General features: G+C 65.1%; 12 protein-coding genes and 1 pseudogene. 8 read left to right on the forward strand and 5 right to left on the reverse strand.

Annotation, left to right across the window (positions count from 1 at the left end):
• Positions 1-179: pseudogene (locus AC1DZY_RS24370) on the forward strand (IS630 family transposase); the annotation flags it as partial.
• A gap of 28 nt (positions 180-207) precedes the next feature.
• Here the strand turns inward: AC1DZY_RS24370 and AC1DZY_RS24375 are convergent.
• The 5 genes from AC1DZY_RS24375 to AC1DZY_RS24395 all read right to left on the reverse strand — a co-directional run bounded on the left by AC1DZY_RS24375 (position 208) and on the right by AC1DZY_RS24395 (position 5,281).
• On the reverse strand, positions 208-1,323 hold the full coding sequence (locus AC1DZY_RS24375; protein WP_476822744.1) for a mandelate racemase/muconate lactonizing enzyme family protein: 1,116 nt from the start codon (positions 1,321-1,323) through the stop codon (positions 208-210).
• Positions 1,324-1,373: 50 nt separating this feature from the next.
• Positions 1,374-2,780 carry a TRAP transporter large permease gene (locus tag AC1DZY_RS24380; protein ID WP_476822745.1) on the reverse strand — a complete coding sequence of 469 codons (1,407 nt, stop codon included), beginning with the start codon at positions 2,778-2,780 and terminating at the stop codon, positions 1,374-1,376.
• Between the two features lie 7 nt (positions 2,781-2,787).
• Complete coding sequence (locus AC1DZY_RS24385; protein WP_476822746.1) at positions 2,788-3,366, reverse strand: TRAP transporter small permease; 579 nt, start codon at positions 3,364-3,366, stop codon at positions 2,788-2,790.
• A gap of 153 nt (positions 3,367-3,519) precedes the next feature.
• Entirely contained in the window at positions 3,520-4,491 is a 972-nt protein-coding gene (locus AC1DZY_RS24390; RefSeq protein WP_476822747.1) for a sialic acid TRAP transporter substrate-binding protein SiaP, read from the reverse strand.
• 46 nt (positions 4,492-4,537) lie between these two features.
• Positions 4,538-5,281, reverse strand: a complete 744-nt coding sequence (locus tag AC1DZY_RS24395) for a FadR/GntR family transcriptional regulator (RefSeq protein ID WP_476822748.1) — start codon at positions 5,279-5,281, stop codon at positions 4,538-4,540.
• Positions 5,282-5,589: 308 nt separating this feature from the next.
• Here AC1DZY_RS24395 and AC1DZY_RS24400 point away from each other — a divergent pair, with 308 nt between their 5' ends.
• The 7 genes from AC1DZY_RS24400 to AC1DZY_RS24430 all read left to right on the forward strand — a co-directional run bounded on the left by AC1DZY_RS24400 (position 5,590) and on the right by AC1DZY_RS24430 (position 12,250).
• On the forward strand, positions 5,590-6,342 hold the full coding sequence (locus tag AC1DZY_RS24400) for a GntR family transcriptional regulator (protein ID WP_476822749.1): 753 nt from the start codon (positions 5,590-5,592) through the stop codon (positions 6,340-6,342).
• Between the two features lie 77 nt (positions 6,343-6,419).
• Positions 6,420-7,253, forward strand: a complete 834-nt coding sequence (locus AC1DZY_RS24405) for a transporter substrate-binding domain-containing protein (RefSeq protein WP_476822750.1) — start codon at positions 6,420-6,422, stop codon at positions 7,251-7,253.
• Positions 7,254-7,300: 47 nt separating this feature from the next.
• Entirely contained in the window at positions 7,301-7,972 is a 672-nt protein-coding gene (locus AC1DZY_RS24410) for an amino acid ABC transporter permease (RefSeq protein ID WP_476822751.1), read from the forward strand.
• A gap of 3 nt (positions 7,973-7,975) precedes the next feature.
• Positions 7,976-8,641 carry an amino acid ABC transporter permease gene (locus AC1DZY_RS24415; RefSeq protein WP_476822752.1) on the forward strand — a complete coding sequence of 222 codons (666 nt, stop codon included), beginning with the start codon at positions 7,976-7,978 and terminating at the stop codon, positions 8,639-8,641.
• 33 nt (positions 8,642-8,674) lie between these two features.
• Complete coding sequence (locus AC1DZY_RS24420) at positions 8,675-9,460, forward strand: amino acid ABC transporter ATP-binding protein (RefSeq protein WP_476822753.1); 786 nt, start codon at positions 8,675-8,677, stop codon at positions 9,458-9,460.
• A 44-nt stretch (positions 9,461-9,504) separates the two neighbouring features.
• Positions 9,505-10,428 (forward strand): aminotransferase class IV, encoded by a 924-nt coding sequence (locus AC1DZY_RS24425; protein WP_476822754.1) that lies wholly within the window; start codon positions 9,505-9,507, stop codon positions 10,426-10,428.
• Positions 10,429-10,453: 25 nt separating this feature from the next.
• On the forward strand, positions 10,454-12,250 hold the full coding sequence (locus AC1DZY_RS24430) for a chloride channel protein (RefSeq protein WP_476822755.1): 1,797 nt from the start codon (positions 10,454-10,456) through the stop codon (positions 12,248-12,250).
• The last annotated feature ends 15 nt before the right edge of the window (positions 12,251-12,265 follow it).

A 12,265-nucleotide genomic window follows, 5' to 3' on the forward strand; every position in this document is an offset into this window, starting at 1 on the left:
CCTATAGCCCCGATCTCAACCCGATCGAGATGGCCTTCGCCAAGCTCAAGGCGCACCTGCGAGCCGCCCAGGCACGAACCTTCGACGCCCTCTGGAGGGCCGTCGGAAACATCTGCGAACTCTTCTCGCCAGCCGAATGCCGAAACTTCTTCAAACACGCAGGATATGCGTATGATTAACCGTCCGATGCTCTAAGCGGCGCTCTCCTCAAAGCGACTGGCCGAAGCGCTCAAGGCTGCCGGGAAGCGGCGTCGTGCCGGCGCCGGGATGCTGCGGCAGGGCGTAGATGCCTCCCTCGACGCGGATCGGCTCCTGAAAATGATCCTTGATCCAGGGGATGTATTCCAGGATCGACGAGGCCGGGTGCCAATAGGACAGATGGACATGGACCTGGCTCATCTCGCCGGCATGGGGCGCGACCGGCAAGCGGTGCGCATGGGCGAGGTCGGCGACCTGGATGTATTCGGTGATGCCGGCGAGGCGGGTCACGTCCGGCTGGACATAGGTCAGAGCGCCGGCGGCGACGAAAGCCTTGAATGCGTCGAGCGTATAAAGCTGCTCGCCGAGAGCCACGGGGATGGAGGTCGCCCGCGCCAGTGCGACATGGCTCGCCGCATCGTCATACCAGATCGGCTCCTCGAACCAGAAGATGTCGAGCGGCTCGGCCCGTGCGCAAAAGCGCATGCAGGTCGGCAGATCCCATTTGCCGTTGCCGTCGATCGCGATGCGGACGCCGGAGCCGAGCGCCTGGCGCACGGCGGCAAGGCGCTCGATGTCCAGATTGGGATCGTCATGCCCAACCTTGAGCTTGATCCGGGTGAAGCCGTCGACCTCGACGGCGCGCTTCGCGCCCGCGACCAGCTCGTCCTTGGTGAAGGACAGCCAACCGATATCAGTGTTGTAGCCCTCAAGCTTCCGCACGCCCTGCCCGCCGAGGAATTTCCACAGCGGCATCTGCGCTTTCTTCGCCGCGAGATCCCAGAGCGCGACATCGACGGCCGCCAGCGCCAGATGGGTGATGCCGGCCCGGCCGACCCATTGCAGCGCCGGATGACGCGCCAGCTTCGTCCAGAGTCGCGAGCGGTCATTGGCGTCCTCGCCAATCAGCAGCGGCGCATAGCAGGTCGAAATGCAGCTCGTGATCAGCCGGTCGGACGCAAGATGCGAATGCGTTCCGGTGAAACCGTAACCCTCAAGGCCGTCATCGGTGCGGATGCGGGTTCCCACGACACCCCAATGGGTGACGCTATGGGTGGAGTCCGAAATCGAGCTCTGCGTCAGCGGCAGATGCATGATGAACGGTTCGACGGCGACGATCTTCATCGGCTTGTCAGCTCTTCGGTCTGGGTGATGACGGGCAGGCGGGGACGGTCCTAGCGGACCATCCCCATATGGCGCGGCAGCCAGAGCGTCAGCTCCGGGATGAAGGTGATCGCAAACAGCGCCGCAAAGAGCGGGATCAGCCAGGGCAGGATCGCCATGGTCGTCCGTTCGACCGAGAGCCCCGCAACGCGCGAGAGCACGAACAGCACCATGCCGAGCGGCGGATGCAGCAGCCCGATCATCAGGTTCAGCGTCATGATCAGCCCGAAATGGATCGGGTCGACGCCGAGCTTCAGCGCGATCGGCAGCAGGATCGGCACCACGATGGTAATCGCCGCGATGGTGTCGAGGAAGCAGCCGATGAACAGCAGCAGCAGGTTCACCAGGATCAGGAAGACCCATTTGTTCTGGGTGAAGCCGAGGATCAGGTCCGACAGGATCTGCGCCGTCTGCGACACTGTCAGCAGCCAGGCGAAGATCGAGGCGGCGGTGACGATGAAGAGCACCGACGCCGTGGTCTCGATGGTGTCGAAGGTCGCCTTGGTCAGGCTGCGCAGCGACATCGAGCGATAGCGCACGAGACCGAGGAACAGCGACCAGATCACCGCGCCGGCGGCTGCTTCGGTGGGCGTGAACCAGCCCAGCGTCATGCCGCCGATCAGGATGACCGGCGTCATCAGCGCCATCACCGCCGAGAAGTCGAAATAATAGTCGAGCGCCAGCAACGCTGCGAGCGCGAGCCCGATTGCGAGGTTTTCCGACATGCCGGCCCAGACCAGCGCGTAGGCCAGCAGCGGGAAGCCGAGCACGACCGCGACCTCGACCGCCGCAGAGCCAAGCTGGCGGAGCGAGAACACCGCGTCCGAGCCCCAGTTGTAGATGCGGGCGAAGATCGCGACCGTCGCCATCATGAACAGCGTCATCACCACGCCGGGGACGACGCCGCCGAGAAAGAGTGCGCCGATCGAGGTGTTCGACATCATGCCGTAGATGACGAAGGGCAGCGAGGGCGGGATGATCGGCCCCAGCGTCGCCGAAGCGGCGGTGACGCCTACCGCGACCTCGGCTGAATAGCCATGGTCCCGCATCGCCTTGATCTCGATCGTGCCGATGCCGGCTGCGTCCGCTATCGCAGTGCCGGACATGCCCGAGAAGATCACCGAACCGATGATGTTGACCTGGGCGAGGCCGCCGCGCATCCAGCCGACCAGCGCCACCGCGAAGGCGTAGATCCGGCCGGTGACGCCGGCGATATTCATCAGATTGCCGGCCAGGATGAAGAACGGCACGGCGAGCAGCGGAAAGCTCTCGACACCCGCGATCATGCGCTGGGCCAGGATGACGTCGGGCACCGTGCCGGAGATCAGGATGAAGGCGAGCGAGGCGACGGCCATCGCGATCGCGACCGGCACGCCGAGGATCATCAGGCCGAGGAAGGAACCGAGCAGGATCAGCATGGCGGCCTCAGGCTTCCGAACCGTCGAAGGCCGACGGCTTTTCGAGAACGGAATAGCCGCGCCGCCAGTTCTGCCAGGCGACATGGATCGAACGCAGCGTCATCAGCGCAAACGCGACGACGACCGCATAGAAGACGATCGCCTTGGGAAACTGGATCGTGGTCATCATCTCGTCGGGGATGAGCGAGGCGTAGCGGTGCATCAGCACGGTCGCGTAGGCGAAGAAGACGATGCGGACGATGTCGACGAAGGTGGACAGGACCCGCCCGACCGGTGGCGACAGATAGCGGTAGATGAAATCGACCTGGATGTGCCGGGAGGCCCGCACGCAAAGCGAGGCGCCGAGGAAGACGACGACGATCAGCGCGTAGATCGCGATCTCCTCCGTCCACGCATAGCTGTCGTTCAGCACATAGCGCGTGAAGAACTGCAGGATGACGCAGCCGACCATCACCCAGAACGCTGCGAGCGTAACCCAGTCCTCGACGCCGTAGCCGCCGAGATCGGCTGGCGGCGGCGCCTCGTCGAAGACCTGCGCGAGCTCGTCGCCGGTGACCTTGATATGAACTTCGGGCGTTGGCGTCATGGGCTTGATGGTCCGGTCTGGAAATGGCCATGCCGATGGCCGTCATTGCGCGCGCGGAGAAGCGATCGGGAAGGTCTTGCGACGGGGCTGGATCACTTTGCCGGCGTGGCTTCCCCGCAGTGACCAGGTCGCTGCGGGGAGGTCCTAGCGGGCTTACTTGATCGCCTGGATCTTCTCCCAGTCGGCCTTGCGGTAGCCGAACTGCTCGAAGGTGACGTTCTTCTGCACATTGGCGAGGAAGTCGGCCTTGTCGACCTCGGTCACCGAGATGCCCTTGTCCTTAAAGAACTGGACCAGCTTGACCTCGTCCGCCTGGATCTTCTTGGTGGTGCGCTCGGCCGCCTCCTGGGCGACGTCGCTGAAGATCTTGCGGTCCTCGGGCGAGAGTTTGTCCCAGAGCTGCTTGGAGGCGACCGTGTTGAGATGGTCGACGATGTGGCCGGTCAGGATGATGTTCTTCTGGACCTCGTAGAACTTCTTGGCCTCGATCGTGTTGAGCGGATTCTCCTGCGCCTCGACAGTGCCGTTCTGCAAGGCGAGATAGACCTCGGCGAAGGCGATCGGCGTCGTGTTGGCGCCGCAGGCGCGCGGCATGGCGAGATAGGCCGGCACGTCGGGCACGCGGATCTTCAGGCCTTTCATGTCGGCGCAGGACTTGATCGGCCGGTTCGAGGTGGTGTGGCGCGTGCCGTAATAGCTCACCGCCAGGATCTGGTGGCCGCTCTTCTCCTGATAGCCCTGGGCCATCTCCTTGAAGACGTCGCTCTTGACGTAGGCGAGCAGATGGTCCGGGCCGCGGAAAGTGAAGGGGTAGTAGGTCACGCCGATCGGCGGGAAGGCCCGGGCTGCGAAGCTCGATCCGGAGATGATCATGTCGACCGTGCCCAGCGTCAGGCCCTGGTTGATGTCGGTCTCCTTGCCGAGCTGCGAGGCCGGATAGACCGTGATCTCATAGCGCCCGTTGGTGCGCTTCTTGATCTCGTCGGCCGCCCAGACCGACTCGGTGTGGAACGGCTCCGAGGTCTCGTAGACATGGGCCCATTTCAGCTTGGTCTGTGCCTGCGCCGGCGCGCCAAGCAGGCTCAGGCCAGCGGCGAGCGCGGCAAAAGTCAGATAGGTCTTCATCGAATGTTCTCCCTGGATCCCTGTGATCGGTCTCGCGTCAATTCTGTCACGCCGGGTGAGCGCTGACGCTCGCTCGCCCGTTTGAAGCCTGCGGTTCGCCGAAACTGCGCGAGAACCGCGCCTGCGAATTCTGGATATGCCGGCGCATCGCCCGCCCGGCGGCGGTCCCATCGCGGGCGGCGAGCGCGTCGCGGACGCGGCCATGCTCGTCCAGCGTTTCGCGCCAGGATTGCTCGTTCTCGAAATAGCGGGCGAGCCGGGTGAAATAGGGGTTGATCCGCTGGTCGAAGAGCTCGCCGACGCAGCGCACCAGCACGCCGTTGCCGAGCGCGCCGGCGATCGTGACGTGGAACGCCCGGTCGAGCCGTATCAGCTCGTCACTGCCAAGCCCGCCCGTACCCATCTGCGTCAGGATCGCATCGATATCGGCGATGTCTTGCGGGGCGATGACTTTCGCCGCCTCCCGGCAGATGCCGCTTTCGATCAGCTCGCGCGCCTTGAGCAGCTCGAACGGTCCCTCGCCCTCCGGCTGGCGCGCGCCGGCGCGCCCATTGGCAGGCGGGTCGAGCACATAGATGCCCGATCCCATGCGGATGCGGACCAGTCCTTCGACCTCGAGCGCAATCAGCGCCTCGCGCACGGAGGGTCGGGAGACGCCAAGCTTTTCGGCAAGCTCGCGCTCGGGCGGGAGGCGCGAGCCCACGGCAAATTCGCGCCGCTCGATCAGGCCGCGAAGCTGATCGGCGATCTGGCGATATAGGCGTGGTGAACCGACCACTTCGAGCGGCAAAAATACTCTCCCGGCGTTTCCTTGCCCCGACATTGCGGGATTTGGCCAGTTGGTCAGGCCAATCTCTCGGCAAATGACCACCCTGCAGTTCGCGAGTCAATATCCTCCTCAAGCAGAAGCTTCAGGCGGTTCCCGCGAGTTGGGACCGAGCCACCCGCCTGGCATTCCGATGCGTCCGGTTTTTGACAGGCGTCCATCGCCTGCCTCCGGCGCGCCGGAGGCAGCTGCGGAAAGAGCCCGCTCACGGCTTGCGCCGCCGCGCCGGCTGTGATTGATTGTTGACAATCGATCACAGACGAGATTGCTCCTTGCCGCCCCCGATGCCAACTCGCCAGCAAAACGCAGGCAGCAGCGATATCCGCCTCGCTCGCGTCCAAAAGAGCACGTTCCGCGCTCATATCGTCGAGGCGCTGCGCGAGGCGATTCTCGGCGGCGATATCGCGCCGGGCGCGTCGGTCGTCGAAATGGGGCTGGCCGAGCAGTTCGGGGTCAGTCGCGGCCCGCTGCGGGAGGCGATCCGCCAGCTCGTCGAGGAAGGCCTGCTCGTCACCGTGCCTTACACCGGCACGCATGTGATCGACCTGTCGATCGAGGACATCCGTGAAATCTATTCGATGCGCGTCGCACTGGAGACCTTCGCCTTCGAGCACATCTGGGACAGGCGCGACGCAGGCTTCCATGCCGAGCTGCGACGGCGCCAGGCCTGCCTTACGGCCTCGATCGACGCTGGCGACGACCGCAAGAGCATCCTCGCCGAACTCGATTTTCATGGCTTCGTCTATGAGGCGACAGGGCATAGCATCCTGCGTCACAGCTGGACCGGTCTGAGAGGCCGCCTCCAGCTTTACTGGGCGGCGCATCATCGCGCGCATGGCATCCGCGGCCCGCGACGCGACGGTCACGACAGCTATGTCGAGGCCGCGACGGGCCATGATCTCGAAGCGATGCGCGCGGAAATCCGCGACCATATGCGGCGCGGCGCAACTCAGACCGAGGCGTTCCTGAGCCAACGCAACAACCAGATCACGCCCGACATGCCGCTCGCGACGTTCCGCCCATGAGCCGTTTCCGCTCCGGGATCCGTATCGCCTGACCATTTCGACTTCTCGCTGCCGAAGACAGCAAAAGGGGACCTGCCATGACGATCGACAGACGCGCTTTCCTGACCCTTGCCGCAGCGGCCACGACGGTGGTCGGCACCCCCGCTCGCGCACAGGGCGCCTCAACGCTCGAACGCATCAAGCAGAGCAAGAAGCTGCGTATCGGCGTGACGTCGGCCGAGCCCTGGTTCTCCAAGGATCCGCTGAGCGGCAACTGGAGCGGCGTCGGCCTGAGCCTGGGCAAGCAGCTTGCCGCCGATCTCGGGGTCGAGCTGGTGCCCGTCGAGACGACCTGGGCCAACGCCATCGCCGCGCTTCAGGCTGACCAGATCGACACGATGTTCGTCCTCGACCCGACCGAGGAGCGGCGCAAGGCGATCGATTTTCCGGCAGCGCCGCTGTTCTACTACGCCATGGGCGCGCTGACGCGCGACGGCACGGCGATCAAGAGCTGGGCCGAGCTCGACAAACCCGAGGTCCGGATCGGCGTCACGCTCGGCACCTCGGTCGATCGCACCGTCACCGAAACCCTGAAGACCGCCAGCATTAGCCGCTTCTCCAACAATGACGAGGCGATCGCGGCTTTCGCTGCGCGCCGCGTCGATGTCGTCGCGCAGTTCCACCCGGCTCTCGTCGTGCAATATGCCCGCCTGCGTACCGGCAAGGTCGTGCTGCCGACGCCGGTGACGCCGGTCGCCACCAGCGCCGGCGTCCGCAAGGAGGCCGATCCCGCCTTCCGCGACTGGCTCAGCGGCAAATTCGCGGAATACTACGCCGCCGCGAAACCACAGGGGTTCTTCACCGAATACCTCAAGAGCAAGGGAATCGACGCCGGCGGCATCCCGGGCCTGGTGAAGGAGCAGTGGGGCTGAGCCTCGCGCGCAGCTGACCAGACTCTCCCTCCCGAAGGCGAGACGCGATGCCCTATCAATGGGATTTCATGCCCGTCCTGCGGAATCTCGATCTGCTGCTGATCGGGCTCGTCAACACGATCAAGATCGCGCTGATCTCGATCGTGCTCGGAGTCGTCATCGGACTCGCGCTCGCCTTCATGCGGCTTTCGGAACGGCTCTGGCTCCGGCTGCCAGCCGGCGGCTTCATCGAGTTCTACCGCAACACGCCACCGATCGTGCATTTCTTCTGGTTCTTCTATGCGCTGCCGGTGGTGATGAATGTCAGCCTCGATCCCTTCGTCGCCGCGGTCCTGGCGCTGTCGACGCAATCGGGCGCCTTCTATGCCGAGGTCTTTCGCGGCGGCATTGTTTCGATCGAGAAAGGCCAGTGGGAAGGCGCCAAGGCGCTGGGCATGAGCCATGGCCGGGCGATGGCGCGCATCATCCTGCCGCAGGCGCTCGCGCGGATGGTTCAGCCCTTCGTCGAGCGCTCCTTCGAGTTGACCAAGACGACGGCGCTGGCGTCGACGCTGGCCTATGCCGACCTGCTCTATCAGGCGATGCAGCTCAACAGCCAGACCTTCCGGCCGCTGGAAGTCTATAGCGTCATCGCGGTGATGTACCTCGTCCTGCTGGCATCGGCGAGCGCGCTGGCGCGTCTCGGCGAGCAGCGGCTGACCGCCTATCGGAGCCGCTGAGCCATGGATTACACCTTCGATTACGGCCTGATCCTCGAAACCTGGCCGGTGCTGCTGCGCGGCCTCTGGATCACGCTCGCACTGTGGGCTCCGTGCTTCGTCTTCGGCCTCGTGGCCGGCTTCGTGATCTGCCTTGGGCGGATGTCCCCGGTGTCCTGGCTGCGTTGGCCCAGCGTCGGCTATATCGAACTCTTCCGCGACACGCCCGTGCTGATCCAGCTGATCTGGTTCTTCTACGCTTTTCCGATCATCATCGGCGTGCAGCTTTCGCCATTCGCCGCCGCCTGTATCGGGCTCGGACTCAACACGTCGGCCTATTGCGCCGAAATCTATCGCGGCGGCATCGAATCGATCGCTTCGGGCCAGTGGGAGGGCGCCCGCGCCCTGGGCATGCGGCACGGCGCCGTGTTGCGGCGGATTATTCTGCCGCAGGTCTTCCGCCGGATGCTGCCAGCCTTCACCAACCGGGCGATCGAACTCGCCAAGGTCACCTCGCTGGCCTCGGTGCTCTCGGTCCACGAGCTGATGTACCAGGGCCGGCTGCTCAGTTCGACCTATTACCGGCCGTTCGAGATCCTGACGACGGTCGCGCTCGTCTATTTCCTGCTGATCTATCCCGGCAGTTTCCTCTCGATGCGGCTGGAACGCCGCCTCGCGCGCAATGGCTAACCGATGACGCCGACCCGCATGGAGGCCAATGCGATGCCTGAGCCCATTCTTCAGGTGCAGGGACTGCACAAGCGCTTTGGCGCGCTGCATGTCCTGCGCGGCATCGACCTTACGGTCGAACCGGGCGAGCGTATCGCCATCATCGGCGGCAGCGGCTCCGGCAAGAGCACATTGCTGCGCTGTCTCAACTTCATGGAGATGCCGAGCCAAGGCGCGATCACGCTCGACGGCAAGCGGATCGGCAAGGCGCGGACTGGCAAGGATGGAACCGAGACCGTCGCCTATTCGCAGAGCGAGCTTTGCCGGGTCCGCGAGCGTCTCGGCATGGTGTTCCAGCAGTTCAACCTGTTCCCGCATATGAGCGTGATCGAGAACGTCATGGAGGGTCTCCTCACCGTGAAGGGGCTGGCCCGCATCGAGGCCCGCGCGCGGGCTCAAGGCGAACTCGCCAAGGTGGGCTTGAGCGACAAGCACGACGCCTATCCCGCGCGGCTGTCGGGCGGCCAGCAACAGCGCGTCGCGATCGCGCGTGCGCTCGCCATGGAGCCGGAGATCCTGCTCTTCGACGAACCGACGTCGTCGCTCGATCCGGAGCTGGTCGGTGAGGTGCTGCGGGTCATCCGCACGCTCGCCGGCGAGGGCCGCACCATGCTGCTCGTCACGCATGAACTGGGCTTTGCCTATCACTTCGCCACGCGCGTGATCTTCCTCGCCGACGGCGCCTTCCATGAGGTCGGCACGCCCGACGAAGTCCTGAAGCGCCCGCGGCGCGAGCGCACTCGGGCCTTTCTTGCCCGCTTCACCGAATTTTCCTTCTGAGAGCCGACCCCGGCCGGCAGGCCGGGCACCATGAGGTAGATGCCGTGACCGCACTCAATTCACTCAGCCAGTCCAGCGCCCAGGGCTATGTCGACGATCCGCGCAACGAGAACGTGCTGATCTCCGTCAACGGCGCGTTCTTTCCGCGTGACGAGGCCAAGGTCTCCGTCTTCGACGCGGGCTTCGTCCTGGGCGATGGCGTCTGGGAGGGCTTGCGGCTGGTCAAGGGCAAACTCGTCGCCATCGACGATCACATGGATCGCCTGTTCGAAGGCGCCGGCGCGATCCAGCTCGACCTCGGTATGACCAGGGCGCAGCTCGTCGCGACGATCATGGCGACGCTTGCCCGCAACGGCATGGAGGACGGCGCCCATGTCCGGCTGATGGTGACACGCGGCAAGAAGAAGACGCCCAACCAGGATCCGCGCTTCGCGCTCGGCCAGCCGACGATCGTCGTCGTCGCCGAATACAAGGCTCCCAAGCCCGAGATCAGGCAGCAGGGTCTCAAGCTGCTGACCTCGACGATCCGCTGCAGCGGCCCCGACGTCTTCGATCTCCGGCTCAATTCGCATAGCCGCCTGAACTTCATCCAGGCCTTGATCCAGGCGATCAATGCCGGCTGCGACGAGGCGTTGATGCTCGACCCCCATGGTTTCGTCGCCAGTTGCAACTCGACCAATTTCTTCATCGTCCGGCGCGGCGAGCTCTGGACCTCGACCGGGCGCTTCAACTTCAAGGGCATCACCCGCAAGAAAACGATCAAGCTCTTCGGCGAAAACCTCGGTACGGTGCGCGAGCATGATTTCACTTTGGCCGAGACCTATGCGGCCGACGAGGCCTTCGTCACCGGCACGCTCGGCGGCATTACGCCGGTGACCATGATCGACGGCCGCGCGATCGGATCGGGCAAGCCGGGGGCGCTGACCGCCCGCATCGGCGATATCTATCAGCAGAGCCTTGTGGCTTGAGCAAAGACCAATGGAGGCCGGACCGATGGCGAGCGGGTTCGTCCAGATTCTGACCGCCGCCGGAGCGCAACTGGGTCGGCGTTCGCGAATTCTGCGCTGGCGCGCTCGCCGTGGCCTGCGCGGCTTCATCCGCACCGACGAGATCGCGCTCGTGCTCATGGCCGCCATCATCGGCGCCGTCGCGGGCCTCGTCGTCGCCGGGATGGTCGATCTGTCGCGGCAGATGCATCATGCTCTTTTCGCGGTCGGCGGGGACGACATCAGCGGGGCCGACGCCATCGATCCGTCGCGCGCGCTCGGCATCCCCATCCTCGGCGGCCTCCTGATCGGATTGATCGGCCTCTTTCTGGCCCGGCGCGGGCGCAGCGCCATCATCGACCCCGTCGAGGCCAATGCGCTGCATGGCGGCCGGCTCTCGATGCCCGACAGCGCGATCCTGATCCTGCAGACGTTGGTCTCGAACGGCTTCGGCGCCTCGGTCGGCATGGAGGCGGGCTACACCCAGGCCGGAGCGGCGGCGGCATCCGGTCTCGGCCGTCTTGCAAAACTGCGCCGCGCGGATTTGCGGATCCTCGTCGGCTGCGGCGCCGCGGGCGCGATCGCCGCCGCCTTCGACGCGCCGTTGACCGGCGCCTTCTACGCCTTCGAGCTGATCATTGCCGCCTATACGATCGGCAGCCTCGCACCGGTCATCGTCGCCTCGATCGCAGCGGTCGGGACGATGCGGCTGGTCTCGACGCCCACCTCCTTCCAGGTCGGCTTCGCCGGCACATTGTCCTGGTCGGACTATGTTCTGGTCGTGGTGATGGGCCTGCTCTGCGCCGGTCTCGGCATCATCGTGATGCGCGGCGTGGGGCTGGCGGAGGCCGCTTTCCGCCGCAGCCGCCTTCCTGTCTGGATGCGCCCGGCCGCAGGCGGCGCCGTCGTCGGGACGATGGCGCTCATCACTCCGGCGGTGCTGTCCTCGGGCCATTCGGCGCTGCATGTCGGCTTCGGCGCCTTTTACACGGCGGGTTTCCTGGCGTTGCTGATCGTGCTGAAGACGGTCGCGTCCGCGATTTCCATCGGTGCGGGGTTTCGCGGCGGCCTGTTCTTCGCCTCGCTGTTCCTGGGCGCGATGCTGGGCAAGCTCGTTGCCATCATCTGGATCGTGGCGTTCGGGTTGCAGACGCCCAGCCTCGTCATCGCCATCATCGGCATGAGTGCAATGGCCACCGCCGTGCTCGGCGGCCCCTTGACGATGTCGTTCCTGGCGCTCGAAACCACGGGCAGCCTGCCCTTGACCATCGCCGTGCTGGCCGCTTCGGTGGTGGCGTCGCTGACGGTGCGGCGCGCCTTCGGCTATTCCTTCGCGACCTGGCGCTTCCATCTGCGTGGCGAGACCATCCGCAGCGCCGCCGATATCGGCTGGATCAAGGAGCTGAGCGTCGGCCGGATGATGCGGCGCGACGTCCGCACGATACCGGCCGACATGCCGCTGGAGCAGTTCCGCCGCAGGGCTCCGCTCGGATCGACCCAGCGTCTCGTTCTCGTCGACCGGGACGAGCGCTACGCCGGCATCGTCGTCGTGGCCGACGCTTATCGCGAAAGCATCGAGGCGCAAACGGTCGGCGAGCTCGCGCTTTTTCCCAAGGATGTCCTCCTGCCGCAGATGAATATCCGCGAGGCGGCGAAGAACTTCATGTCCGCGGCCAGTGAGGAACTCGCCGTGGTCGACGGTCACGAAACGATGCGCGTCATCGGTCTGCTGACCGAACAGCACGCGCTGCGCCGCTACAATGAAGAACTCGACCGACGAAGCGCGGACCGGTCGAGCCTTTGAATATTGTTGTCGGGC

The sequence above is a fragment of the Allobosea sp. P2_A10 genome, from assembly GCF_056405115.1.